The following is a 24,334-nucleotide window of genomic DNA, read 5'->3' as shown; positions in this document are numbered from 1 at the left end:
TTTTTCTTTACATCAAAGCGGAAATTATTTGATTTTCGCTTCTTTGTATAAAACGTGCTGACGAACAACTGGATCGAACTTTTTCAGCTCCAGTTTTTCCGGCTTAGTACGTTTGTTCTTCGTGGTGGTATAGAAGTGACCAGTACCAGCAGAAGAAACCAGCTTGATTTTCTCACGAATACCTTTAGCCATGATTTATTTCCTCTTAGTACTTAGTACTTTTCGCCACGGGCACGCAGTTCAGACAGAACTGTTTCGATGCCTTTCTTATCAATAACACGCATACCTTTAGCAGATACACGCAGGGTGACAAAACGCTTCTCGCTCTCAACCCAAAAACGGTGAGAGTGCAGGTTAGGCAGGAAACGGCGTTTAGTCGCGTTCAGTGCGTGGGAACGGTTGTTACCGGTCACCGGACGCTTGCCAGTAACTTGGCAGACTCGGGACATGTCTATTCTCCAAAAATCAAATTAGCTCGAGCTTCGTATGGGGTATTGGCGCCTCGTCAGGCTTCTCAGCCCGGTTATCGCAGTTCAATACACTAAATCTTTCATCGTTGCCTCGTCATTGGACGCAACAAGAATGATTTTGCGTATTTGCGAACTCTCGATTGCCAGGCCCAAATGCCAAACCCGAGATTCTCAAAGGTGGCGTAGTATACGCTGAGTCAGCGATGTGCTCAAGTCCCGAACAGACAAAGATCCCGATGGATCGCGTAAAGTGCGTTAAATCCAACCGCGTTCCGCAAAAGAAACGTACTCTCCGCGCCCAATGACCAGATGATCAAGCACCCGGATATCCATGAACTGACAGCATTTCACAACACGCTCGGTGATGAGTTTATCTGCTTTGCTCGGCTCTGCACACCCCGAAGGGTGATTATGTGCAAGGATCACCGCAGAAGCATTCATTTTTATCGCTTCGCGGACAATTTCTCGCGGATGCACTTCAACGTGGCTTAGCGTTCCGGAAAAAAGTTTACGGTGTTTAATCACGCGATGTTGAGAATCCATAAAGATCACATAGAAGATCTCGCGTTCCTCTTGCGAAAGCTGGCTTTGCAGAAATTCACGCGCCATTTCCGGGCTAAGTATCGCACGCTCCTCTATCACCTGTACGTTGTAGTAGCGCCTTGCCAGCTCCACTATTCCCTTCAACTGTGCGTACTTCGCGATACCGATGCCCTGAACATAGCTGAAATCCATGTAATCAGCAGACAACAGGCCATACAACGAATCAAAATGCTGAAGCATCTCTTTCGCCAGCGTAAGCACATCTTTACCCAGTATCCCGGTGCGTAGAAAAAGAGCCAGTAGCTCTACGTCGGTCAGCGAACTGGCCCCCTGCGCCAACAGCTTTTCCCGAGGCATTATACGTCCTGTATTTTCCATGCTTTTCCCCTCCTTTCGCGTCCGCATAGTGGCATAACGCCAGCGGCGAATCGACGCTCTGTTTTCACTTCTTCGTAGAGCCTCGCAAACTGGAGCGCGGGCAAAAGCACGACACATTGCGGATTGTGATAAAATATCCGCCTTCTGGTGAAACCCAACAGGAAAGATCATGATGAGCCTGGCCGGTAAAAAAATCGTACTTGGCGTCAGTGGCGGGATTGCTGCGTACAAAACCCCTGAGCTGGTGCGTCGTTTACGGGAACGCGGCGCAGACGTCCGCGTGGCGATGACCGAAGCAGCAAAAGCGTTTATTACTCCTCTGAGCTTACAGGCGGTTTCGGGCTATCCCGTATCCGACAGCCTGCTTGACCCCGCAGCCGAAGCCGCGATGGGCCACATTGAGCTGGGGAAATGGGCCGATTTGGTTATACTGGCCCCTGCGACGGCAGACCTGATTGCCCGCGTTGCCGCAGGTATGGCCAACGATCTGGTGTCTACGATCTGTCTGGCAACGCCAGCGCCTGTTGCCGTGCTGCCGGCGATGAACCAGCAGATGTACCGCGCTGCCGCAACCCAACACAATCTGGGCATTCTTGCCTCGCGCGGTTTGCTCATTTGGGGCCCTGACAGCGGTAGTCAGGCATGTGGTGATGTCGGTCCTGGACGTATGCTGGATCCGTTAACAATTGTGGATATGGCGGCAGAACATTTTTCACCTGTCAAAGATCTGCAACATCTCAACATCATGATTACAGCAGGCCCGACGCGTGAACCGCTTGATCCCGTGCGTTATATTTCCAACCACAGCTCCGGGAAAATGGGATTTGCTATCGCGGCCGCTGCCGCAAAACGCGGGGCAAACGTCACGCTGGTATCAGGTCCGGTTTCGTTACCTACACCGCCTTTTGTCCAGCGCATTGATGTGATGACCGCACTGGAAATGGAAGCCGCCGTGCAATCTGCGGTGCAACAACAGCATATTTTTATCGGCTGCGCCGCAGTCGCTGATTATCGCGCTGAAACTGTCGCCAGTGAAAAAATCAAAAAACAGGCAACGCAGGGTGATGAATTAACAGTAAAAATGGTCAAAAACCCAGACATCATCGCTGGTGTTGCCGCACTGGATGCTAATCGTCCTTTTGTCGTTGGGTTTGCCGCCGAAACAAATAATGTGGAAGAATATGCCCGGCAAAAACGCATCCGCAAAAACCTTGATGTGATCTGTGCGAACGACGTTTCGCTGTCCACTCAAGGATTTAACAGCGACAGCAACGCATTACACCTTTTTTGGCAGGATGGAGATAAAGTCTTACCGCTTGAGCGCAAAGAACTCCTGGGCCAATTATTACTCGACGAGATCGTGACCCGTTATGATGAAAAAAATCGACGTTAAGATTCTGGACCCGCGCGTAGGGCAACAATTTCCGCTCCCGACGTACGCCACTTCTGGTTCTGCCGGACTTGACCTGCGTGCCTGTCTTGATGACGCCGTAGAACTGGCGCCTGGCGCAACAACGCTGGTGCCAACCGGGTTAGCTATCCACATTGCCGATCCTTCTCTTGCGGCGGTGATGCTCCCGCGCTCCGGGCTGGGCCATAAGCACGGGATCGTACTGGGCAATCTGGTCGGTTTGATTGATTCCGACTACCAGGGCCAGCTGATGGTTTCAATCTGGAACCGTGGTCAGGACAACTTTACTATTGAACCGGGCGAACGTATCGCGCAGATGGTATTTGTACCGGTCGTCCAGGCTGAATTTAATTTGGTGGAAGAGTTTGAAGCCACCGATCGTGGCGAAGGTGGCTTCGGCCATTCCGGGCGCAAGTAACCCGCAGAAAAGTATCTCACAGCGTAATAACGCAATAACACACCGCAAACACCCGTTTGCGGTCGCTGTGTGGATGCCTGCCTGGCAAGAGCTTATTTTCAGGGGTATTTTGTAACATGGTAGAAAAGCAAACTGCGAAAAGGAATCGTCGCGAAGAAATACTTCAGTCTCTGGCACTGATGCTTGAGTCCAGCGATGGTAGCCAACGCATCACGACAGCTAAACTGGCGGCCTCTGTGGGCGTTTCCGAAGCGGCCTTGTATCGCCATTTTCCCAGCAAGACCCGCATGTTCGATAGCCTGATTGAGTTTATCGAAGATAGTCTGATTACCCGTATCAATCTGATTTTGAAAGATGAAAAGGACACTAACGCGCGATTGCGTCTGATCGTACTGCTGATTTTAGGGTTCGGTGAACGTAATCCTGGCCTGACGCGAATTCTGACCGGACACGCGTTGATGTTCGAGCAAGACCGTCTGCAAGGCCGTATTAACCAGCTTTTTGAGCGAATTGAGGCGCAGTTACGCCAGGTTCTGCGAGAAAAAAGAATGCGTGAAGGTGAAGGCTACACCGTGGATGAAACGCTGCTGGCCAGCCAGCTACTGGCTTTCTGCGAAGGTATGCTGTCCCGGTTTGTACGTAGCGAATTTAAATACCGCCCAACGGATGATTTCGACATCCGCTGGCCGTTGGTTGCCGCTCAATTGCAGTAACACCGTTGTTGGATGGCGACCTCGCCTATTTTGCCTACGAACCCTGCGGTGCGTAGGCTGGATAAGCGCAGCGCCATCCGGCAGTTCTTATACGCCGTACGCTTCGCGATACGCCCGTACTGCGGCCAGGTGTTCTGCCATTTCTGGTTTTTCTTCCAGATACGCAATCAGATCTTTCAGGGTAATGATAGAAATCACCTTGCAGCCATAATCGCGTTCCACTTCCTGAATCGCTGAAATCTCGCCGCGACCGCGTTCCTGACGATCGAGAGAAATCAGTACCCCCGCCAGCGTAGCGCCGTTAGCCTGAATAATTTCCATCGACTCACGAATAGCCGTACCTGCAGTGATAACATCATCCACCAGCATTACACGCCCCTCAAGTGCGCTACCTACCAGATTACCGCCTTCACCGTGGGTCTTCGCCTCTTTACGGTTAAAGCAGTACGGCAAATCTTTATCGTGGTGTTCCGCCAGTGCAACAGCCGTGGTGGTCGCAATCGGGATACCTTTGTAGGCCGGACCAAACAGCAAATCGTACTCAATACCGGAATCCATCAGCGCTTCGGCATAAAAACGGCCTAACAGTGCCAGGCAGCGCCCGGTATTAAACAGCCCGGCATTGAAGAAATAGGGGCTTTTACGCCCGGATTTCAGCGTAAACTCGCCAAACTTTAGTACCTGCTTGCTAAGCGCAAACTCAATAAACTGGCGCTGATACGGTTTCATGGATTCGCTCCTCATCTCACTTTATTACAGACAAAAAAAAGGCGACTCATCAGTCGCCTTTAAAATCAATTTTCTAACGCCGCCTTCTGCGTCGTTACAATGGATTCGATTCCCCCTCGGGCTAACGCCAGTAGGGTGAGAAGTTCTTCATGGCTGAACGGCTCGCCTTCTGCCGTACCCTGCACCTCTATAATGCGTCCGTCTTCAGTCATCACCACGTTCATGTCGGTTTCTGCGGCAGAGTCCTCAACGTATTCGAGGTCACAGAGCGCTTCACCGTTCACAATGCCCACGGAAACCGCGGCGACCATCCCTTTCATCGGGTTAGTTTTCAGTTTACCGCTCGCAACCAGCTTGTTCAGCGCATCAGCCAACGCCACACATGCGCCGGTAATTGATGCAGTGCGCGTACCGCCATCTGCCTGAATAACATCGCAGTCCAGCGTAATAGTGAATTCACCGAGCGTCTTCAGATCAACGGCGGCGCGCAGCGCACGAGCGATCAGACGCTGGATTTCCATGGTACGACCGCCCTGCTTACCTTTCGCCGCTTCACGGGCGTTACGGGTGTGCGTGGCGCGTGGCAGCATGCCATATTCTGCGGTGATCCAGCCCTGGCCCTGACCTTTCAGAAAACGCGGTACGCCTTCATCAATAGAGGCAGTACACAGCACTTTGGTATCACCAAATTCGACCAGCACGGAGCCTTCAGCGTGTTTTGTATAATTACGGGTCAGGGTGACGGGACGCACCTGGTTGGCACTACGACCTGCTGGACGCATGATAAAATCTCCGGCTTGAAACGAATGTGGCTGCGCATTATACGGACTTCCGACTGTTATTCCTATCCTGACAAGACGTGGATGGCTATAATCCTCCCATCTCATCTTTAAAAACAGGAACGTCTATGATCCGCAGCATGACCGCCTACGCCCGGCGTGAAATCAAGGGTGAATGGGGTAGCGCTACCTGGGAAATGCGCTCGGTAAACCAGCGTTATCTGGAAACTTATTTTCGCCTGCCGGAACAGTTCCGTAGTCTTGAACCCGTTGTTCGCGAACGTATTCGCACGCGTCTGACGCGCGGTAAAGTCGAGTGTACGCTGCGTTTTGAGCCTGATGCCAGCGCCCAGGGCGAGCTGATTCTAAATGAAAAGCTCGCTAAACAGCTCGTTAGCGCTGCTAACTGGGTCAAAATGCAGAGTGATGAAGGTGAAATTAACCCAGTTGATATCCTGCGCTGGCCAGGCGTAATGGCTGCCCAGGAGCAAGATCTGGACGCCATTGCCGCCGAAATCCTCGCCGCGCTTGACGGTACGCTGGATGACTTCATCATCGCGCGAGAAACCGAAGGTCAGGCGCTGAAAGCGCTGATCGAGCAGCGTCTGGAAGGCGTCAGCACTGAAGTCGCTAAAGTGCGTGCACATATGCCGGAAATTCTGCAATGGCAGCGTGAGCGTCTGGTAGCCAAACTGGAAGACGCCCAGGTGCAACTGGAGAATAACCGCCTTGAGCAAGAACTGGTGCTGATGGCGCAGCGCATCGATGTAGCAGAAGAGTTAGATCGTCTGGAAGCCCACGTCAAAGAAACCTACAACATTCTGAAGAAAAAAGAGGCTGTTGGCCGCCGTCTGGACTTCATGATGCAGGAATTCAACCGTGAGTCGAACACTCTTGCATCCAAGTCTATCAATGCCGAGGTGACTAATTCCGCAATTGAACTGAAGGTATTGATCGAGCAAATGCGCGAGCAAATTCAGAATATCGAGTAAACTCCATTCCACGTAGCCCCCCCATAAACGGCGGGGCTACGTGTTTTTCCCAACACTTCGGTTGTGACCCATCCAGTTCGAATTATATTTTCTCATCATTTATTGTCACCATTCATAAAGTAAAGCGCATGCCATAACGCATTTACAGCAAAATCACATTAGCTGTAGTTATTAAAATCGCTTCACCTTAGAAAATCTCAATCGTGACAATGCGCACAAATCGTTAACCTTAGCCCCAGCAAATCAGGGGGAATACATGCTGTTACACGTTTTATATTTAATTGGTATTACTGCCGAAGCCATGACCGGTGCGCTTGCGGCTGGGCGTCGTCGTATGGATACATTTGGCGTCATTATCATTGCCACCGCGACGGCCATTGGCGGAGGCTCGGTACGCGACATTCTTCTCGGCCATTATCCGCTCGGCTGGGTAAAGCACCCTGAATACGTAATTATCGTGGCGACCGCTGCGGTACTCACCACCATTATTGCCCCCGTCATGCCCTATCTGCGTAAAATATTCCTCGTCCTGGATGCGCTGGGCCTGGTGGTCTTTTCTATTATTGGTGCCCAGGTGGCACTGGATATGGGTCATGGACCGATTATTGCCGTGGTCGCTGCGGTCACTACCGGGGTCTTTGGTGGTGTATTACGTGACATGTTCTGCAAACGCATCCCGTTAGTATTCCAGAAAGAACTGTATGCCGGCGTTTCATTTGCCGCTGCTGTGCTGTATATCGTGCTACAACATTATGTCTCCAGCCACGATGTGGTGGTGATCTCTACCCTGCTCTTTGGCTTTACCGCCCGACTGCTGGCGCTGCGCCTGAAGTTGGGGCTGCCGGTATTTTACTATCGCCATGAAGGCCATTAAGGCATAAAGCCCGTGATCCGCTGAGCAGCTAACCAGTTGCTCAGCGCTGTGATCTCTTTATCCTCCAGCCACTGAATAACCTGTCGTGCCCGTCGCTCCCCCATGAAAGGAAGTTGCCGCCAGCTTTGTTCACTGCGTTCCCGTAACTGCTGCCACGATCCATCCCGACTGGCATTCAACGTTGCCTGTGTTAACGGTATTCCCGTGGCAATCACCCAGCGCGTAAATGGAAGATGGCGTGACAGATTGAACTGATGCCACAGCTTCCCCCCTTTGTTCACGCCAAATGTGGACTGTAGCTGCTCCTGCGTTAATCCAAGCCAGGAAAAGATATGTTCAAAGCGATACGTCTGATGTAGCTCCCGCCATCCCGCCTCGCCCATACCCTCCAGCCCTAACACATCTTTGGCCCCCAGCCAGACGAGCCTGGCAACAAACTGTTCCTGACACTCCGCTGTGGCATAAAAACAAGTTAGTGAATTGAAGCGCCCCTCAGGTGGTGCTGGCTTGTTACGCTGGGTGCTGCGCCAGACCACCTCATCTATACGGGGAATCCCCTGTCCGGCCAGACTTATCAGAATCTGATCGCCAGGCGCAATATCCCATTCATTCCAGCGCCGTACTGAGCCAATATTGACGCGCTGCACCCGCTTATCATCCAGCATGACGGGGACCAGCAATGCAACCACCGCAATTTTTCCGCTTTTGCCAACGGAAAACTGAATACCTGTCACCTCAGATACCCTGGCCACGGGAGGATATTTCCACGCTGCCAGCCAGTCTCCCTGTCCGGGTAGCCAGTATTGCGCCCGCGGTTCTTTTCCCGTTCGCACCACCACACCATCCGTCACAAAAGGTAACGCTGAAGTCCACCACCTGGCGCGCGCCTGCTCGACGTCATCCACACTCTTCACGGCCTGAGTATATCGTTGCGTGAAACTGAACCCGGCAGCAGTGAGTTGCTCAAGTCTTTCCGACATGGCAACTGGACCATCAGGCCAGGCCCAGATAAAAATAGCCAGCGAGCGTAACATTTCCGGGTTGCTCTGGCGCATCATCATTCCAGCAACCTTTGAGCGGGCGTTCATTCCCCCTCTCTGCTGCTGAATATGCCCTTGTTGCTGCAAAAATATCTCCCCCTGCAACGTACTGTTAGAAAGCAGCCCGCTGGTAGTACGTGGAACGGAAGGGATCTGAAGAACCTTTTGCGTCCAGTCTTCGCCTTTCAGACCGTTACCACGGCTAATCGCCCGTATCAGATTGCCATTGCGATAAACCAGCGTGACCGCCACGCCATCCACCTTCGGCTGCACCCAGAGATCGCTACGAGCATGCATCCATTGTTGTAGCGCTTGCTTATCGGCAAGTTTTCGAACTCCCGTGTGGGGAACTGTGTGCGAGACGGTTCCACTTATTGGGGGCGCAGATAGATCTGATGGGGCTTCATCGCCAAAACAGCGCTGCCACTGGATGAGCTGCGCATTGAGCTGGTCATAAACGGCGTCGTCTACGACACTTTCCCCTTGTTTCCAGTAACTGTCATTCCACTGTGTTATCTGCTGCTGTAGTCGTGAAATTTCCTCTTGTGCCCTGGCAGGCGACCAGACGGGGCATACCGCCCATGAGGGTAGATACCACATTAGCAAAACCAGCCCTATGCATTTCCATAATCCCATGCTATCTCCGCTGAACAGTACGTTTCCCGGCAGATATAACGCGAATTGAAATGGAAACAGAGCGGCAAAAACTCATCCTGCGCGCAACGTTCCTGACATTTGCACGAATTGCTGCAAATCGCGGATAAAACAGGAAACTGGTACGCAAAACGCAATAAACATGCGCAAAAAGTGTGACAAGGGCTACGTCACATAGCGGCTACGTGTATAATAAGCCCGTATGTAGGCTCTCTTTCGACAATCACATACATTAAGATACTCATGGCTCAAGGCACGCTTTATATTGTTTCTGCCCCCAGTGGCGCGGGTAAATCCAGCCTGATTCAGGCTTTATTAAAGACCCAACCGTTGTATGACACCCAGGTTTCTGTTTCGCACACCACGCGCGCACCGCGCCCGGGGGAAGTGCACGGTGAACACTATTTTTTTGTGAACCATGACGAATTCAGAACCATGATTGGCAGAGACGCGTTCCTGGAACACGCTGAGGTTTTCGGTAATTACTACGGCACCTCGCGTGAGACCATTGAGCAAGTATTAGCATCCGGCGTAGACGTCTTTTTAGATATCGACTGGCAAGGTGCGCAGCAGATTCGTCAAAAAATGCCGCATGCGCGCAGTATTTTTATTTTGCCGCCATCTAAGATTGAGCTGGATCGCCGTCTTCGTGGCCGCGGTCAGGATAGCGAAGACGTGATCGCAAAACGTATGGCGCAAGCTGTTGCAGAAATGAGCCATTACGCCGAATATGATTATCTTATTGTGAATGATGATTTCGATACCGCCCTGGGCGATTTGAAAACTATCATTCGCGCCGAACGTCTGCGCATGAGCCGCCAAAAGCAGCGTCATGACGCTTTAATCAGCAAACTGTTGGCAGACTGAACCCACATTCAGTATCATGCCCAGTCATTTCTTCACCTGTGGAGCATTTTAAGTATGGCACGCGTAACTGTTCAGGACGCTGTAGAGAAAATTGGTAACCGTTTTGACCTGGTACTGGTCGCCGCGCGTCGCGCTCGTCAGATGCAGGTAGGCGGAAAGGATCCGCTCGTACCGGAAGAAAACGATAAAACTACCGTTATCGCGCTGCGCGAAATCGAAGAAGGTCTGATCAACAACCAGATCCTCGACGTGCGTGAACGCCAGGAACAGCAAGAGCAGGAAGCCGCTGAATTACAAGCCGTTACCGCTATTGCTGAAGGTCGTCGTTAATCACAAAGCGGGTCGCCCTTGTATCTGTTTGAAAGCCTGAATCAACTGATTCAAAACTACCTGCCGGAAGACCAGATTAAGCGTCTTCGGCAGGCGTATCTCGTTGCACGTGACGCTCACGAGGGCCAGACACGTTCAAGCGGTGAACCCTATATCACGCACCCGGTAGCGGTAGCCTGCATTCTGGCCGAGATGAAACTCGACTATGAAACGCTGATGGCTGCGCTGCTGCATGACGTGATTGAAGATACCCCTGCCACCTACCAGGACATGGAACAGCTTTTTGGTAAAAGCGTTGCTGAACTGGTAGAAGGGGTGTCGAAACTTGATAAGCTTAAGTTTCGCGACAAGAAAGAGGCGCAAGCTGAAAACTTTCGCAAGATGATTATGGCGATGGTGCAGGATATCCGCGTCATTCTCATCAAACTCGCTGACCGTACCCACAACATGCGCACGCTGGGCTCATTACGCCCGGACAAGCGTCGCCGCATCGCCCGTGAAACCCTCGAAATCTATAGTCCGCTGGCACACCGTTTAGGTATTCATCACATTAAAACCGAGCTGGAAGAGCTGGGTTTTGAAGCGCTGTACCCGAACCGCTATCGCGTGATTAAAGAAGTGGTTAAAGCCGCTCGTGGCAACCGCAAAGAGATGATCCAAAAAATCCTCTCGGAAATCGAAGGGCGTTTGCAAGAGGCAGGTATTCCGTGTCGCGTAAGTGGCCGCGAGAAGCACCTGTACTCTATTTACTGCAAAATGGTGCTCAAAGAGCAGCGTTTTCACTCCATCATGGATATCTACGCTTTTCGCGTTATCGTTCATGATTCCGATACCTGTTATCGCGTACTCGGCCAGATGCACAGCCTGTACAAACCTCGTCCTGGTCGCGTGAAAGACTATATCGCCATTCCGAAAGCGAACGGATATCAGTCTTTGCACACCTCAATGATCGGCCCTCACGGCGTCCCGGTTGAAGTACAGATTCGTACCGAAGACATGGACCAGATGGCAGAAATGGGTGTAGCAGCGCACTGGGCTTACAAAGAGCACGGCGGCGAAAGCAGCACCACCGCACAAATCCGCGCTCAACGCTGGATGCAAAGCCTGCTGGAACTGCAGCAGAGCGCCGGTAGCTCGTTTGAATTTATTGAAAGCGTCAAATCTGATCTCTTCCCGGATGAGATTTATGTTTTCACACCGGAAGGGCGCATTGTCGAACTGCCTGCCGGTGCAACGCCTGTCGACTTCGCCTACGCCGTGCATACCGATATCGGTCACGCCTGCGTCGGCGCACGCGTCGACAGACAACCTTACCCGCTTTCGCAGCCGCTCTTTAGCGGCCAGACCGTTGAGATTATTACCGCTCCGGGCGCCCGTCCGAATGCAGCGTGGCTCAACTTCGTAGTCAGTTCGAAAGCGCGCGCCAAAATTCGCCAACTGCTGAAAAACCTCAAGCGCGATGATTCCGTCAGTCTGGGTCGTCGACTGCTCAACCATGCCTTAGGCGGTAGCCGTAAACTGGCTGAGATCCCGCCAGAGAGCATCCAGCGTGAGCTTGAGCGCATGAAGCTCGCCACGCTTGACGATCTGCTCGCGGAAATCGGTCTGGGTAACGCCATGAGCGTGGTGGTAGCGAAAAACCTCCAGCAGGGCGAAGCAACGGCAAACGTGCCAGCGCAATCTGGTCACGGTCATCTGCCGATCAAAGGCGCAGATGGCGTGCTGATCACCTTCGCGAAATGCTGTCGTCCGATTCCTGGCGATCCAATCATTGCCCACGTCAGCCCGGGTAAAGGTCTGGTGATTCACCATGAATCCTGCCGTAACATTCGTGGCTATCAAAAAGAGCCAGAGAAGTTTATGGCGGTGGAATGGGATAAAGAGACAGAGCAGGAGTTCATCACCGAGATTAAGGTGGATATGTTTAACCACCAGGGTGCTCTGGCAAACCTGACGGCGGCAATCAACACGACCACCTCCAACATTCAAAGTCTGAATACGGAAGAGAAAGATGGCCGCGTCTATAGCGCCTTTATTCGCCTGACCGCTCGCGATCGCGTGCACCTGGCGAATATCATGCGCAAAATCCGCGTCATGCCGGACGTGATAAAAGTCACCCGTAACCGTAACTAGAACACGTTTTATGAATACTCAACGTTATGCACGTATTTGCGAGATGCTCGCACGTCGTCAGCCCGATCTGACCGTCTGCATGGAGCAGGTCCACAAACCTCATAACGTTTCTGCAATCATTCGTACTGCAGACGCGGTCGGCGTGCATGAAGTCCACGCCGTCTGGCCTGGTAGCCGTATGCGCACCATGGCCTCTTCTGCCGCAGGCAGCAACAGTTGGGTACAGGTGAAGACTCACCGCACTATTGGCGATGCGGTCACACATTTAAAAAGCCAGGGTATGCAGGTTCTGGCAACACATCTGTCAGATAAAGCCGTGGATTTTCGCGAGATTGATTACACGCGCCCCACCTGCATCCTGATGGGCCAGGAGAAAACCGGCATCACTCAGGAAGCGTTGGATCTGGCGGATCAGGACATCATCATTCCCATGACTGGCATGGTGCAGTCGCTGAACGTTTCGGTCGCCTCCGCGCTGATTCTGTACGAAGCACAGCGCCAGCGGCAAAACGCCGGCATGTACCAACGAGAAAACAGCATGCTTGCGCAAGATGAGCAGCAGCGTTTGCTGTTTGAAGGCGGTTATCCGGTGCTGGCGAATGTCGCTAAGCGCAAAGGTCTTCCCTACCCCCACGTAAACACGCAGGGCGAAATTGAAGCCGATGCAACGTGGTGGGCCACTATGCAATCTGCGAGATAAACGCGATGAAAGGCCGTTTACTGGATGCCATCCCACTCAATTCTCTGACCGGCGTTGGCGCAGCGCAAAGCAGTAAACTGGCGAAAATTGGCCTGCACACCGTGCAGGACCTTCTGCTCCACCTCCCTCTGCGTTACGAAGACCGCACGCACCTGTACCCGATTGGCGAACTGCTGCCGGGCGTTTACGCCACCGTAGAAGGCGAAGTGCTGAACTGCAATATCACCTTCGGCGGACGCCGGATGATGACCTGTCAGATCAGTGATGGCTCCGGCATTCTCACCATGCGCTTTTTCAACTTTAGCGCCGCAATGAAAAACAGTCTCGCCACCGGTCGCCGGGTGCTGGCCTATGGCGAAGCCAAACGCGGAAAATACGGCGCAGAAATGATCCACCCGGAGTATCGCGTGCAGGGCGATCTCAGCACGCCGGAATTGCAGGAAACGCTCACGCCGGTGTATCCAACCACCGAAGGCGTGAAGCAGGCCACGCTGCGCAAACTGACCGATCAAGCTCTGGACCTGCTCGATACCTGCGCCATTGCCGAACTGCTGCCGCCAGAGTTGTTGCAAGGTATGATGAGCCTGCCGGAAGCTCTGCGCACATTGCACCGTCCACCGCCGTCACTGCAGTTGAGCGATCTGGAAACCGGTCAGCATCCAGCACAGCGACGTCTGATTCTGGAAGAATTGCTGGCGCATAACCTCAGCATGCTGGCACTACGCGCCGGGGCGCAACGTTTCCACGCCCAGCCGCTGATCGCAAACAACGCGCTGAAAGATAAGCTGCTGGCGGCTTTGCCGTTTAAACCCACCGGCGCCCAGGCCCGCGTTACCGCTGAGATCGAACGCGATATGGCACTGGATGTCCCCATGATGCGTCTGGTACAGGGCGATGTCGGCTCAGGTAAAACGCTGGTTGCGGCGCTGGCCGCCCTACGTGCCATCGCACATGGTAAGCAAGTTGCGCTGATGGCCCCCACCGAACTATTGGCTGAACAGCACGCCAATAACTTCCGCAACTGGTTCGCGCCACTGGGTATTGAAGTTGGCTGGCTGGCAGGTAAACAGAAAGGCAAAGCGCGCCTGGCACAGCAGGAAGCTATCGCCAGCGGTGAGGTGCAGATGATTGTCGGCACGCACGCAATTTTCCAGGAACAGGTGCAGTTCAACGGACTGGCGCTGGTTATCATCGACGAACAGCACCGTTTTGGCGTACATCAGCGCCTGGCGCTGTGGGAGAAAGGCCAGCAGCAGGGTTTCCATCCACACCAGCTAATCATGACCGCCACCCCAATCCCGCGCACGCTGGCGATGACCGCCTATGCCGATCTCGACACGTCGGTCATTGACGAACTCCCTCCGGGGCGTACGCCGGTCACCACGGTGGCGATTCCGGATACCCGCCGCAGCGATATTATTGACCGCGTGCGCAACGCTTGTACCCATGAAGGGCGCCAGGCGTACTGGGTCTGTACTCTGATTGAGGAGTCTGATTTGTTAGAAGCTCAGGCCGCTGAAGCCACGTGGGAAGAGCTTAAACTGGTGCTACCAGAGCTGAATATTGGCCTGGTACACGGCCGTATGAAACCCGCAGAGAAGCAGTCGGTAATGGCGGCCTTTAAGCAGGGCAAACTGCAGCTGCTGGTTGCCACCACGGTGATTGAAGTGGGCGTAGACGTACCTAACGCCAGCCTGATGATTATTGAAAACCCGGAGCGCTTGGGCCTGGCGCAGTTGCACCAGCTACGTGGTCGCGTAGGTCGTGGCGCGGTGGCCTCCCACTGCGTCCTGCTCTACAAATCGCCGCTGTCAAAAACCGCGCAAAAACGCCTACAGGTTCTGCGCGACAGCAACGACGGATTCGTGATCGCGCAAAAAGATTTAGAGATCCGCGGTCCCGGCGAGCTGTTGGGTACGCGCCAGACCGGAACGGCAGAATTCAAAGTCGCAGATTTGCTGCGCGATCAGGCGATTATCCCGGAAGTTCAGCGCATTGCCCGTCATATTCACGAACGTTACCCGCAACAGGCTGTGGCGCTGATTGAACGCTGGATGCCGGAAACCGAGCGCTACTCCAACGCATAGTAGATTCATAGCGGCGGCGGATGTGACTCCGCCGCACAGACATTATTGCGCAAAAATCGGCAGCAGCAGATACAGCTTAATCACCAGCGCATTGACGATATCGATAAAGAACGCCCCCACCATCGGCACCACCAGAAACGCCATATGGGATGGTCCAAAACGTTCTGTAATTGCCTGCATGTTGGCAATCGCCGTGGGTGTCGCACCGAGGCCAAAACCGCAGTGTCCGGCTGCCAGCACGGCGGCATCGTAGTTCTTACCCATCATGCGCCAGGTGACGAATATCGCGTACAGCGCCATGAAAATGGTCTGCACAACCAGGATTGCCAGCATCGGCAGGGCCAGAGAAGCCAACTCCCACAGCTTCAGACTCATTAGCGCCATCGCCAGGAACAGCGACAGGCTAACGTTACCCAACACCGAAACCGCGCGCTCGAACACCCGATAAAAACCCATTAACGCCAGGCCGTTACTGAGGATCACCCCAACAAACAGCACGCAGACGAAAGTCGGCAGTTCCAGCACCGTTCCGACCAACATTTGTGCAACGATTTTACCCACCGTCAGACAGATGGCGATCAGCGCAATGGTTTCAATCAGCACCAGCGAAGTGATTATGCGTCCGACATCCGGCTTTTCAAATGCGGTAGGCACAGCCTGATCGTCCGGCATGCCGTCTGGCGTGGTAGAGTGTTTGACCAGATAGCGGGCCACCGGGCCGCCAATCAATCCGCCCAGCACCAGGCCAAACGTTGCGCAAGCCATCGCCACTTCCGTCGCATTAGCGAAACCATAGCGCTCAATAAACAGTTTGCTCCATGCTGCCCCGGTTCCATGCCCACCAGAGAGGGTTATCGAACCGGCGATCAGACCCATCAGCGGATCCAGACCCAGCAGAGTCGCCATACCAATACCGATGGCGTTTTGCATCAGCAGCAGGCCAACAACCACAATCAGAAAGATACCCACCACGCGGCCACCCGCGCGCAGGCTGGCGATATTGGCGTTCAGGCCGATAGTGGCGAAGAATGCCAGCATCAGCGGATCGCGCAGGGTCATATCGAAGTTCACTTCCCAACCCATGCTTTTTTTCAGTACCAGCAGCGCAATCGCTACCAGCAATCCGCCAGCTACAGGTTCGGGAATGGTGTATTTTTTCAGGAAGGAAACAGACTGGACGAGCTTACGTCCCAGCAGCAACACAAGGGTTGCCGCAACCAGCGTTGATAACGTATCGAGATAAAACATTTACAACTCCATTAGTGCGTTTAGCACAATCACGCACGATGCATTCCAGACCGATTTTTAGCTCTTATTGAGTTTTCGGTGTGGATTTTAAGCAGAAAATCATGAAAAGTTATATAAAAATGTTTGTTTATCCGTTTTAAATATTAAGAACACCTGGTAGCAAACGTTTGCATTTCCGCCATGGTCAGATAAAATCACCGCTTTTCCACCATGGGATTGCCTCTGATGTCCGTTAACGCCGTAGAGTCAACAAATGCGCAACCGGTTGCGCAGACTCACAACAGTGAACTGATTTACCGTCTTGAAGACCGCCCCCCACTAGCCCAGACCCTGTTTGCCGCCTGTCAGCACCTGCTGGCCATGTTCGTCGCGGTAATCACCCCAGCGCTGTTAATTTGCCAGGCGCTCGGTTTACCGGCTCAGGATACTCAACACATTATCAGTATGTCGCTGTTCGCTTCCGGCGTGGCTTCTATCATTCAGATCAAAGCCTGGGGGCCGGTCGGCTCAGGGCTATTATCCATTCAGGGCACCAGCTTTAACTTTGTTGCGCCACTGATTATGGGCGGTACAGCGCTAAAAACCGGTGGTGCAGATGTCCCAACCATGATGGCGGCGCTGTTCGGTACACTGATGCTGGCAAGCTGCACTGAGATGGTTATCTCACGCGTACTGCATCTGGCGCGTCGTATCATTACCCCGCTGGTCTCAGGCGTGGTGGTGATGATTATCGGCCTGTCACTGATTCAGGTAGGTCTGACGTCGATTGGCGGCGGCTATGCGGCAATGAGCGACAACACCTTTGGCGCACCAAAGAATTTACTGCTGGCTGGCGTCGTGCTGGCGCTGATTATCCTGCTTAACCGCCAGCGCAACCCGTACCTGCGCGTTGCGTCACTGGTGATTGCGATGGCGGCAGGTTACCTGTTGGCGTGGTTTATGGATATGCTGCCGCAAAATACCGCGCCGGTAAGTCAGGACCTGCTGATGGTGCCAACGCCGTTGTATTATGGCCTGGGTATCGACTGGAGCTTACTGCTGCCGCTGATGCTAGTGTTTATGATTACCTCGCTGGAAACCATCGGTGATATTACGGCCACCTCCGATGTCTCCGAGCAGCCCGTTTCTGGTCCGCTGTACATGAAACGCCTGAAAGGCGGCGTACTGGCGAACGGTCTGAACTCGTTTGTTTCAGCCGTATTCAACACCTTCCCGAACTCCTGCTTTGGACAAAACAACGGGGTTATTCAGTTAACAGGTGTTGCCAGCCGCTACGTTGGTTTTGTGGTTGCGCTGATGCTGATCGCGTTGGGCCTGTTCCCGGCGGTCAGCGGTTTTGTACAGCATATTCCTGAGCCGGTACTCGGCGGCGCAACGCTGGTGATGTTCGGTACTATCGCGGCATCCGGCGTGCGTATCGTATCCCGCGAACCGCTGAACCGCCGCGCAATTCTGATTATCGCGCTGTCGCTGGCCGTCGGCCTCGGCGTTTCCCAGCAGCCGCTGATCCTGCAGTTCGCTCCGGACTGGGTGAAAAACCTGCTCTCTTCCGGCATTGCCGCAGGCGGTATTACTGCTATCGTTCTGAATCTGGTGTTCCCACCAGAGAAGCAATAAGCAAAATGCGGCGTTGATTCTGAATCAACGCCGCTGTAACGCTCTTTCACCATTCCCGCCTTGAGCATTGCGCCTAAATCGTGCATAACTTGACTATGTGCACTTCGCGGGATGGAAGACCATGAAATTTATTGGAAAGCTGCTTCTTTACGTGCTGATCGCCCTTGCAGTGGCGATCCTCGGCTTATATTTTCTACTGCAAACCCGCTGGGGCGCAGAGCACGTCAGCGCCTGGGTTTCGCAGAACAGCAGCTACCATCTGGCATTTGATGCCATCGATCACCGGTTTTCTTCTCCTTCCCATATTCTGCTGGAAAACGTCACCTTTGGCCGGGATGGTCAGCCCGCAACGCTGGTCGCCAAAACGGTCGATATTGGACTGAGCAGCCGCCAAATCACCGACCCGCTGCACGTAGACACCATTCTTTTGCAAAACGGCACGCTGAATCTTTCCCAGCAAACTGCGCCGCTGCCGTTCCAGGCCGATCGCCTGCAATTGCAAGATATGGCGCTTAACAGTCCCGGTAGCGAGTGGACCCTGAGCGCGCAGCGCGTTAACGGCGGAGTCATTCCCTGGAGTCCTGAGGCGGGTAAAATTCTCGGGAGTAAAGCGCAAATTCAGCTCAGCGCCAGTTCGTTGACGCTGAACGACGTCCCGACGACCAACGTATTGATTGAAGGCAGTATTGACCACGACCGTGTGACGCTGAGCAATATTGGCGCAGACGTGGCGCGTGGCGCATTAACCGGCGTGGCGCAACGCAATGCCGACGGTAGTTGGGTAGTAGAGAATCTGCGCCTGAACGATATTCGGCTGCAAAGCGACAAATCTCTGGCCGAGTTTTTTGCTCCGTTAAGCACTATTCCTTCCCTGCAAATTGGTCGTCTGGAAGTAACAGATGCCCGTCTGCAAGGCCCTGACTGGGCGGTGACGGATCTCGATCTGAGCTTGCGCAACATGACCTTCAGCAAGGACGACTGGCAAACTCAGGAAGGAAAACTGTCGATGAACGCCAGCGAGTTTATCTACGGCTCTCTGCACTTTTTCGATCCGATTATGAACGCCGAGTTCTCGCCGCAGGGCATAGCGCTGCGTCAGTTCACCACCCGCTGGGAAGGGGGAATGGTCAGAACATCCGGAAACTGGCAGCGCAACAACAAAGCGCTGGTCCTCGATGATGCCGCCATTGCCGGTCTGGAGTACACGCTGCCGGAAAACTGGAAACAGCTGTGGATGAAACCTCTACCAGCCTGGCTAGCCAGCCTGACGCTGAAGAAATTCAGCGCCAGCCGTAATCTGGTGATTGATATCGACCCGAGCTTCCCATGGCAGCTCACCGCGCTGGACGGCTACGGTGCTAACCTCGGGCTGGTGCAGAACAATCAGTGGGGGATCTGGAGCGGGAGCGCTAACCTCAACGCCGCTGCCGGCACCTTTAACCGCACCGACGTGCGTCGTCCTTCGCTGGCGCTGACGGCGAACAGCAGCACCATCAATATCAGCGAACTAAGCGCCTATACGGAAAAAGGGTTGCTGGAGGCCACTGCCAGTATTTCACAGTTGCCTCAGCGTCAAACTCAGGTCAGCCTGAACGGGCGCGGCGTGCCAATGACGATTCTGCAGCAGTGGGGATGGCCCGCACTGCCGCTTTCCGGTGACGGTAACATCCAGCTTACCGCCAGCGGCAATATTCAAGCCGATGCGCCACTCAAGCCAACGGTCAGCGGCCAGTTGCATGCGGTGAACGTGGAGAAACAGCAGGTAACGCAAACCATGCAGGCGGGCGTGGTATCCGGTAGTGAAGTTACCGCCCCACCCGCTGCGCAGTAAAATCTGACGGCCCGGCGGCGATTTGCCGACCGGGTCGCCGTTTATCGCTGTAAGCGCGCATATTCACTGCACAACAGCCACTTCACCGGCTCGTCCTCTTCTATCGCCGGGAAGCGACCGCCTGGCTCAAGGAAGTGATTGTCATGCAGGTCGTCATTGACCATCGAGATCTCCCAGCCCAGCACGAACGCTTTCTCCGCCCAAAAGCGATGATACAACCGCGGCGGCAGGCATACCCCCTGCCCCGGTTTCAATACCAGCGTCTCGCCAGCGTCAACGGAACGCCGCTGACCATCGACGCTAACCTCAACAATGCGCCGGGCATCATACCCGTCATCAGGCGTAGCCCACGCCAACTGCATACATAAATCACCGCCGCCGCGGTTAACGATATCTTCCATTTTATGGCGATGAAAATGCCATGGCGTCTGCTGATCCTGCTGAATCTGCAGCATCTTTTCGGCGTACGGTTTGGGGTAGCTGGCTGACCCTAACTGACCATTGCGCAACGTCAGTAACGTCAGCCCCGTTTGCGCAAAATCTCCGCGCCCAAAGTCGGTTATATCCCAGCCCAGTTGGAGATCGAGCACTTCACGCCACAGAGTGTGATCCTGTTGCCGCCAGGCATCAGCCGTAAAATACGCAAAGTCAGGCAGGCAAACCCGAAAAGTCTCGGCGATGGCATGCGCTTTATCGACGGCATAATTAATGTGTGAACGCTTCATTCCACTTTTCCTTGTTGCGAAAAAGGCGGGTCACCCCGCCTGTATGCGGTTAGTAAAGTGACGCTTTGCCGGTTGAGCCGAACAGTTTCATTTTGTGACGGATCACATCTCGCGCGGCGCTAATGGCTTCCGGGTAAATAACGTTCGGGTCCCACCAGGTTTCTTTCGCCAGGATTTCGCGGACTTTCTGGAAGTAAGCGTATTTCATATCGCTGGAAATGTTGATTTTGCCAACGCCCAGCGTAACGGATTCGGCAATTTCCGCATCCGGGTTCGCGGAACCTCCGTGCAGCACCAGCGGAATGTCCACTCGCCCGGCAATCTCGCGCAGGATGTGCATTTGCAGCTCTGGCTGCATCCCTTTCGGGTAGATGCCGTGTGCAGTTCCAATCGCCACCGCCAGCGTGTCCGCGCCGGTACGGGCGATAAAATCCTGTGCCTGATCAGGATCGGTATAAGTGACCTTCGATACGCCACCTTCCACTGACGTCCCGGTTTGACCAATCGTACCCAGTTCCCCTTCCACCGAAACGCCTACCGCATGCGCCAGCTTGACCACTTCGCGGGTCAGCGCCACGTTCTCTTCATACGGCAACAACGAGCCATCAATCATCACCGAGGTAAACCCACACTGAATCGCCCGCAGGACATGCTCGACCGAAGCGCCGTGGTCCAGATGCAGAGTAAAGGGAACCGGGCTGCGCAGAGTGATATCACGGACGTAGCTAAAAAACGCATCGCCTACAAAATCATGTTCGCTGGGGTGAATGGAGATAATCGCCGGGGTATTGGTTGCTTCCGCTTCTTCCACTACTGCACGTACAAAGCAGCTGTCCGCCACGTTGAATGCGCCGATGGCAAAACCGTGCTGACGGGTAGGTTGCAGTAATTCTTTCATCGAAACTAACATGTTAATTCTCCAGTTTCAGGGTGTAGAAAGCCCTGCCAGTGCGTCGTCGCAGAGGCATAGAAGGCGTTACAGAAAATGAATCAGGCTTTGTCGATAGCGCCGCTGGCCTGCAGGTACGGAATAATGGCTTCCTCGCAGGCCTGCTCCATCAGGGCCAGGGCATCAACGAGTTCACCGGATGTGTCGCGACACAGGGTATGCAGCAGAGCAGCCTTTCCGGCTTCGAAAACCGCCGCACCAACGTTTATCTTGGCGACGCCAAACGTCGGGCAGCGCTGTAGCTGGTCAAACGGCGTCCCGCTGCCGCCATGCAGCGCCAGCGGCACCGTTGATAAACGGGCAATTTCCTCCAGTCGCTGGAAATCAATGGCGGGTATGACACCGGGCGCGTACATGCCATGTGCCGTGCCGACCGAGACCGCCAGTAAATCGATACCGGTCTGTTGGATAAAGGGCTCCACATCGGCGGCCTGGGTCATCAAATCAGCGTTAGCTGCGTGATCATAGCGCGGGGCGTCGGCCAGATGCCCCAGCTCACCTTCCACGCACAGAGAAACGCTGGTCGCGAGCTCAACCACCGCCCGGGTCTGGCGAATGTTCTCCTCCAGCGCAAAAGCGGAGGCGTCGATCATTAACCCGCTGAATCCGGCGCGAAAAGCCTGGCGAATGCGCACTGGGTCCTTTCCATGATCCAGCGCCAGCGCGACCGGTACCGACGCTTCCTCTGCCAGCGTTTTGACGACCGCCACCGCTATCGGTGCAGGAAAATGGCCCAGATGCCCCTGATACAGATTCAGAATGATGGGCGCACGGTGTTTCTCAGCCACCCGCACCGCCGCACGGGCGCTTTCCAGGTTCATACAGTTGATGGCCAGCAGCGCGTACTGCTCGCGCCAGGCTTTCGTCACCATGCTTTTCATATCGGCAAACATACGGCCTCCGGTTATTCCAGGGTGAAGGTGATCTCTTCGTCTTTCAGCTTTTGATCGCTAAGTTCATCAAACTCTTCGTCACGTTCGGTCACCGGTTTCTTCCACAACGACAGCATGACGCCGCAAATCACCGTGCCGATCCCCAGCGCCAGGCAAAACAGTAGCGGATGCGTAAAGAGCGGGACCACGAACATACCGCCGTGCGGTACCGGGCTTTCGACGCCCCACACCATAATCAGACCGCCCGCTATCGCCGAGGCCACCACGCAGGACCCCACCACGCGCAGCAGGTCGCGCGCCGCAATGGGAATGACCCCTTCGGTAATCATGCAGATCCCCATCGGGAATGCCGCTTTCAGCGCCTCGCGCTCCGCACGGGTGTACTTGTGACGCGTCAGCAAAAAGGAGAGCGTAATGCCGAACGGAGGGATTATCGAACCGACAAACTTCACCGCTTCCGGACCGTACACGCCGCTGACCAACATGCCGTCAGCAAATAGCGACATGGTTTTATTCACCGGTCCGCCAAAGTCGAATGTCGCCATTGCGCCAAGGATGGCCCCCATTAAAAAGCGTGACCCGCCCTGCATGGACTCCAGCAGATGAATCAACGCGTCCTGCAGCCAGGCTATCGGTTTGCCAATGAGCGTCATCATCAACAGGCCGCCAATGACGGTACTCAGTACCGGCAGCACCATGATGGGCATCAACCCCTGCATCGACTGCGGCAAACGGATATAGCGCTTGAGCAGCAGGACGGTATAACCGACCAGAAAACCGCCCAGCATCCCGCCGATAAAACCGGTATGAATTTCACCGCAGACAAAGCCGACAATCAGACCCGGTGCGAATCCGGGGCGGTCAGCAATGGAGTACGCAATCGCCGCACTAATCAGCGGTACGATTAACCCCATCCCCCAACCGCCAATCTGGTTGAGCATCCAGGGTATGGTTCCTGTTTTTTCACCCACGTTAGTGCCGCCAAGTATTTGCCCGAGAGCAATACAGATCCCGGCGGCAACAATTAACGGGATCATCCACGAAATCCCCGTTAATAAATGTCTTTTTATTTCCTGAGATAGCGGAATTTTATTTTCACTCATGTGAAATCCCTCCAGAATGGGGATCGCTACTGGTTAGTATTAACTAATGATTTTTCGACCTTTTCAAGAAACTGAATGGGCGATTTTATGACGATTTCAGTTTTTACTCGCACAATACGTTTATTTAAAAATCGTTCCTCCCCTTTTATTTTTACATCCACAGCGAGAATCACGACATCAGCAGCAGAAATGTCCTCTGTCAGCAGTTCGTTTTCCGTGCCGATAGTCCCCTGGGTTTCTACTCTTATATTATGACCAAGCGCTTTAGCACCTTTAATTAACTTCTCACGGGCAATATAGGTGTGCGCAATACCCGCCGTACAGGCGGCAACACAAACAATATTCATAATATGCTCCACGTTTTATTTAGCAGACATTGGATTCAGCATATTGGCTAAAAAGCTCAATAATTTTCTGTGGACTGCTTTCGACTAACAGTTGTTCAATAATGTCGTCATCCGCCAACGCGCCAGCAACCTGCGAAAGCAGACGAATATGGGTAGTGTTTTGATCTTCAAGGCGTACGGCAAACAGAATGATGCAGCGCACGTTGCTGCCGTCCAGGGTTTCCCAGGGAATATCCTGGCGGGTACGCCCAATCGCCAGCGTGGTATTGACCACCGCCGAGGATTTCCCGTGCGGAATCGCAATATGATTTTCGAATCCGGTCGAGCCTTCTGATTCACGCTGCCAGACATCCTGAATAAACGTTTCCCGGCAGCTAATTGCCCCATCTTTTTGCAGAATATCCGTCAGTTCCTCAATAACCTCCGTTTTGTTTGTGGCCTTCATATCCAAAATAACGCGATTTGTATTGAGTATTTTCGTGATGTCCATAAATCATACCTCA

25 protein-coding genes are annotated in these 24,334 nt (G+C 53.8%); 12 read left to right on the top strand and 13 right to left on the bottom strand.

Translation table 11 applies throughout. The features are described from left to right. Positions 1-24: 24 nt before the first annotated feature. The 3 genes from rpmG to radC all read right to left on the bottom strand — a co-directional run bounded on the left by rpmG (position 25) and on the right by radC (position 1,391). Complete coding sequence (rpmG, locus tag BZK42_RS12810) at positions 25-192, bottom strand: 50S ribosomal protein L33 (RefSeq protein ID WP_003024094.1); 168 nt, start codon at positions 190-192, stop codon at positions 25-27. Between the two features lie 20 nt (positions 193-212). Next, positions 213-449 (bottom strand): 50S ribosomal protein L28, encoded by a 237-nt coding sequence (gene rpmB, locus BZK42_RS12805; protein WP_003024071.1) that lies wholly within the window; start codon positions 447-449, stop codon positions 213-215. Positions 450-725: 276 nt separating this feature from the next. Continuing rightward, positions 726-1,391: a RadC family protein gene (gene radC, locus BZK42_RS12800; protein WP_016154986.1), complete on the bottom strand. Its 666-nt coding sequence runs from the start codon at positions 1,389-1,391 to the stop codon at positions 726-728. A 172-nt stretch (positions 1,392-1,563) separates the two neighbouring features. On the opposite strand from radC, the gene coaBC reads away from it, so the two are divergent. The 3 genes from coaBC to slmA all read left to right on the top strand — a co-directional run bounded on the left by coaBC (position 1,564) and on the right by slmA (position 3,933). Beyond that, positions 1,564-2,784 (top strand): bifunctional phosphopantothenoylcysteine decarboxylase/phosphopantothenate--cysteine ligase CoaBC, encoded by a 1,221-nt coding sequence (coaBC, locus tag BZK42_RS12795; protein WP_088583168.1) that lies wholly within the window; start codon positions 1,564-1,566, stop codon positions 2,782-2,784. Further along, on the top strand, positions 2,762-3,220 hold the full coding sequence (gene dut, locus BZK42_RS12790) for a dUTP diphosphatase (RefSeq protein WP_016154988.1): 459 nt from the start codon (positions 2,762-2,764) through the stop codon (positions 3,218-3,220). The genes coaBC and dut overlap by 23 nt, the downstream gene beginning before the upstream one ends. Before the next feature lie 116 nt (positions 3,221-3,336). Continuing rightward, on the top strand, positions 3,337-3,933 hold the full coding sequence (gene slmA, locus BZK42_RS12785) for a nucleoid occlusion factor SlmA (RefSeq protein ID WP_016154989.1): 597 nt from the start codon (positions 3,337-3,339) through the stop codon (positions 3,931-3,933). 87 nt (positions 3,934-4,020) lie between these two features. Here the strand turns inward: slmA and pyrE are convergent, their stop codons facing one another. Together pyrE and rph are read right to left on the bottom strand one after the other, a co-directional pair. Beyond that, positions 4,021-4,662, bottom strand: coding sequence for an orotate phosphoribosyltransferase (pyrE, locus tag BZK42_RS12780; RefSeq protein ID WP_080859273.1), 642 nt, complete (start codon positions 4,660-4,662; stop codon positions 4,021-4,023). A gap of 65 nt (positions 4,663-4,727) precedes the next feature. After that, a complete protein-coding gene (gene rph / locus BZK42_RS12775; RefSeq protein ID WP_016154991.1) occupies positions 4,728-5,444 on the bottom strand; it encodes a ribonuclease PH in 717 nt (238 codons plus the stop codon). A 125-nt stretch (positions 5,445-5,569) separates the two neighbouring features. Here rph and BZK42_RS12765 point away from each other — a divergent pair, with 125 nt between their 5' ends. Together BZK42_RS12765 and BZK42_RS12760 are read left to right on the top strand one after the other, a co-directional pair. Continuing rightward, positions 5,570-6,433 (top strand): YicC/YloC family endoribonuclease, encoded by an 864-nt coding sequence (locus BZK42_RS12765; protein WP_080859272.1) that lies wholly within the window; start codon positions 5,570-5,572, stop codon positions 6,431-6,433. Between the two features lie 256 nt (positions 6,434-6,689). Then, positions 6,690-7,307 (top strand): trimeric intracellular cation channel family protein, encoded by a 618-nt coding sequence (locus BZK42_RS12760; protein ID WP_003024049.1) that lies wholly within the window; start codon positions 6,690-6,692, stop codon positions 7,305-7,307. On the opposite strand, the gene ligB is transcribed toward BZK42_RS12760, so the two are convergent. Continuing rightward, positions 7,304-8,983, bottom strand: coding sequence for an NAD-dependent DNA ligase LigB (gene ligB, locus BZK42_RS12755; RefSeq protein ID WP_080859271.1), 1,680 nt, complete (start codon positions 8,981-8,983; stop codon positions 7,304-7,306). The genes BZK42_RS12760 and ligB overlap by 4 nt on opposite strands. A 261-nt stretch (positions 8,984-9,244) precedes the next feature. Here ligB and gmk point away from each other — a divergent pair, with 261 nt between their 5' ends. The 5 genes from gmk to recG are packed head-to-tail and all read left to right on the top strand — an operon-like array spanning position 9,245 to position 15,118. Next, positions 9,245-9,868, top strand: coding sequence for a guanylate kinase (gene gmk / locus BZK42_RS12750; protein ID WP_019078035.1), 624 nt, complete (start codon positions 9,245-9,247; stop codon positions 9,866-9,868). Between the two features lie 54 nt (positions 9,869-9,922). Next, positions 9,923-10,198 (top strand): DNA-directed RNA polymerase subunit omega, encoded by a 276-nt coding sequence (rpoZ, locus tag BZK42_RS12745; RefSeq protein ID WP_000135058.1) that lies wholly within the window; start codon positions 9,923-9,925, stop codon positions 10,196-10,198. An 18-nt stretch (positions 10,199-10,216) separates the two neighbouring features. Then, positions 10,217-12,331, top strand: a complete 2,115-nt coding sequence (spoT, locus tag BZK42_RS12740; RefSeq protein ID WP_003024038.1) for a bifunctional GTP diphosphokinase/guanosine-3',5'-bis pyrophosphate 3'-pyrophosphohydrolase — start codon at positions 10,217-10,219, stop codon at positions 12,329-12,331. A gap of 10 nt (positions 12,332-12,341) precedes the next feature. Further along, a complete protein-coding gene (gene trmH, locus BZK42_RS12735) occupies positions 12,342-13,031 on the top strand; it encodes a tRNA (guanosine(18)-2'-O)-methyltransferase TrmH (RefSeq protein ID WP_047415767.1) in 690 nt (229 codons plus the stop codon). A gap of 5 nt (positions 13,032-13,036) precedes the next feature. Next, entirely contained in the window at positions 13,037-15,118 is a 2,082-nt protein-coding gene (recG, locus tag BZK42_RS12730) for an ATP-dependent DNA helicase RecG (RefSeq protein ID WP_080859270.1), read from the top strand. 42 nt (positions 15,119-15,160) lie between these two features. Here the strand turns inward: recG and gltS are convergent, their stop codons facing one another. Then, entirely contained in the window at positions 15,161-16,366 is a 1,206-nt protein-coding gene (gene gltS / locus BZK42_RS12725) for a sodium/glutamate symporter (protein WP_016155009.1), read from the bottom strand. Between the two features lie 225 nt (positions 16,367-16,591). Here gltS and xanP point away from each other — a divergent pair, with 225 nt between their 5' ends. Further along, positions 16,592-17,983 (top strand): xanthine/proton symporter XanP, encoded by a 1,392-nt coding sequence (gene xanP / locus BZK42_RS12720; protein ID WP_003024026.1) that lies wholly within the window; start codon positions 16,592-16,594, stop codon positions 17,981-17,983. Positions 17,984-18,104: 121 nt separating this feature from the next. Beyond that, positions 18,105-19,814, top strand: a complete 1,710-nt coding sequence (locus BZK42_RS12715; RefSeq protein ID WP_016155010.1) for an AsmA family protein — start codon at positions 18,105-18,107, stop codon at positions 19,812-19,814. A gap of 41 nt (positions 19,815-19,855) precedes the next feature. Here the strand turns inward: BZK42_RS12715 and BZK42_RS12710 are convergent, their stop codons facing one another. The 6 genes from BZK42_RS12710 to BZK42_RS12685 form a co-directional block, all read right to left on the bottom strand. Beyond that, the gene (locus BZK42_RS12710) at positions 19,856-20,539 is read right to left on the bottom strand and encodes a D-lyxose/D-mannose family sugar isomerase (RefSeq protein ID WP_016155011.1); all 684 of its coding nucleotides are present in this window, start codon (positions 20,537-20,539) and stop codon (positions 19,856-19,858) included. A gap of 49 nt (positions 20,540-20,588) precedes the next feature. Continuing rightward, on the bottom strand, positions 20,589-21,449 hold the full coding sequence (locus tag BZK42_RS12705; protein ID WP_016155012.1) for a ketose-bisphosphate aldolase: 861 nt from the start codon (positions 21,447-21,449) through the stop codon (positions 20,589-20,591). Between the two features lie 80 nt (positions 21,450-21,529). Further along, positions 21,530-22,381, bottom strand: a complete 852-nt coding sequence (locus tag BZK42_RS12700; RefSeq protein WP_047415757.1) for a class II fructose-bisphosphate aldolase — start codon at positions 22,379-22,381, stop codon at positions 21,530-21,532. Between the two features lie 11 nt (positions 22,382-22,392). Beyond that, positions 22,393-23,484, bottom strand: coding sequence for a PTS fructose transporter subunit IIC (locus tag BZK42_RS12695; RefSeq protein ID WP_016157774.1), 1,092 nt, complete (start codon positions 23,482-23,484; stop codon positions 22,393-22,395). A 26-nt stretch (positions 23,485-23,510) separates the two neighbouring features. After that, a complete protein-coding gene (locus BZK42_RS12690) occupies positions 23,511-23,831 on the bottom strand; it encodes a PTS fructose transporter subunit IIB (RefSeq protein ID WP_080859269.1) in 321 nt (106 codons plus the stop codon). Between the two features lie 19 nt (positions 23,832-23,850). After that, positions 23,851-24,321: a PTS sugar transporter subunit IIA gene (locus tag BZK42_RS12685; protein ID WP_003842172.1), complete on the bottom strand. Its 471-nt coding sequence runs from the start codon at positions 24,319-24,321 to the stop codon at positions 23,851-23,853. Positions 24,322-24,334: the final 13 nt, after the last annotated feature.

Origin of the sequence: Citrobacter braakii (genome assembly GCF_002075345.1) — a bacterium.
Classification (GTDB): domain Bacteria; phylum Pseudomonadota; class Gammaproteobacteria; order Enterobacterales; family Enterobacteriaceae; genus Citrobacter; species Citrobacter braakii.
This window is presented reverse-complemented; position numbering and strand designations above follow the sequence as displayed.

What these genes read in the sequence shown, in the direction of transcription:
- rpmG (WP_003024094.1), bottom strand. Translation starts at nt 192, where the DNA reads ATGGCTAAAGGTATTCGTGAGAAAATCAAGCTGGTTTCTTCTGCTGGT.
- rpmB (WP_003024071.1), bottom strand. Translation starts at nt 449, where the DNA reads ATGTCCCGAGTCTGCCAAGTTACTGGCAAGCGTCCGGTGACCGGTAAC.
- radC (WP_016154986.1), bottom strand. Translation starts at nt 1,391, where the DNA reads ATGGAAAATACAGGACGTATAATGCCTCGGGAAAAGCTGTTGGCGCAG.
- coaBC (WP_088583168.1), top strand. Translation starts at nt 1,564, where the DNA reads ATGAGCCTGGCCGGTAAAAAAATCGTACTTGGCGTCAGTGGCGGGATT.
- dut (WP_016154988.1), top strand. Translation starts at nt 2,762, where the DNA reads ATGATGAAAAAAATCGACGTTAAGATTCTGGACCCGCGCGTAGGGCAA.
- slmA (WP_016154989.1), top strand. Translation starts at nt 3,337, where the DNA reads ATGGTAGAAAAGCAAACTGCGAAAAGGAATCGTCGCGAAGAAATACTT.
- pyrE (WP_080859273.1), bottom strand. Translation starts at nt 4,662, where the DNA reads ATGAAACCGTATCAGCGCCAGTTTATTGAGTTTGCGCTTAGCAAGCAG.
- rph (WP_016154991.1), bottom strand. Translation starts at nt 5,444, where the DNA reads ATGCGTCCAGCAGGTCGTAGTGCCAACCAGGTGCGTCCCGTCACCCTG.
- BZK42_RS12765 (WP_080859272.1), top strand. Translation starts at nt 5,570, where the DNA reads ATGATCCGCAGCATGACCGCCTACGCCCGGCGTGAAATCAAGGGTGAA.
- BZK42_RS12760 (WP_003024049.1), top strand. Translation starts at nt 6,690, where the DNA reads ATGCTGTTACACGTTTTATATTTAATTGGTATTACTGCCGAAGCCATG.
- ligB (WP_080859271.1), bottom strand. Translation starts at nt 8,983, where the DNA reads ATGGGATTATGGAAATGCATAGGGCTGGTTTTGCTAATGTGGTATCTA.
- gmk (WP_019078035.1), top strand. Translation starts at nt 9,245, where the DNA reads ATGGCTCAAGGCACGCTTTATATTGTTTCTGCCCCCAGTGGCGCGGGT.
- rpoZ (WP_000135058.1), top strand. Translation starts at nt 9,923, where the DNA reads ATGGCACGCGTAACTGTTCAGGACGCTGTAGAGAAAATTGGTAACCGT.
- trmH (WP_047415767.1), top strand. Translation starts at nt 12,342, where the DNA reads ATGAATACTCAACGTTATGCACGTATTTGCGAGATGCTCGCACGTCGT.
- recG (WP_080859270.1), top strand. Translation starts at nt 13,037, where the DNA reads ATGAAAGGCCGTTTACTGGATGCCATCCCACTCAATTCTCTGACCGGC.
- gltS (WP_016155009.1), bottom strand. Translation starts at nt 16,366, where the DNA reads ATGTTTTATCTCGATACGTTATCAACGCTGGTTGCGGCAACCCTTGTG.
- xanP (WP_003024026.1), top strand. Translation starts at nt 16,592, where the DNA reads ATGTCCGTTAACGCCGTAGAGTCAACAAATGCGCAACCGGTTGCGCAG.
- BZK42_RS12715 (WP_016155010.1), top strand. Translation starts at nt 18,105, where the DNA reads ATGAAATTTATTGGAAAGCTGCTTCTTTACGTGCTGATCGCCCTTGCA.
- BZK42_RS12710 (WP_016155011.1), bottom strand. Translation starts at nt 20,539, where the DNA reads ATGAAGCGTTCACACATTAATTATGCCGTCGATAAAGCGCATGCCATC.
- BZK42_RS12705 (WP_016155012.1), bottom strand. Translation starts at nt 21,449, where the DNA reads ATGTTAGTTTCGATGAAAGAATTACTGCAACCTACCCGTCAGCACGGT.
- BZK42_RS12700 (WP_047415757.1), bottom strand. Translation starts at nt 22,381, where the DNA reads ATGTTTGCCGATATGAAAAGCATGGTGACGAAAGCCTGGCGCGAGCAG.
- BZK42_RS12695 (WP_016157774.1), bottom strand. Translation starts at nt 23,484, where the DNA reads ATGAGTGAAAATAAAATTCCGCTATCTCAGGAAATAAAAAGACATTTA.
- BZK42_RS12690 (WP_080859269.1), bottom strand. Translation starts at nt 23,831, where the DNA reads ATGAATATTGTTTGTGTTGCCGCCTGTACGGCGGGTATTGCGCACACC.
- BZK42_RS12685 (WP_003842172.1), bottom strand. Translation starts at nt 24,321, where the DNA reads ATGGACATCACGAAAATACTCAATACAAATCGCGTTATTTTGGATATG.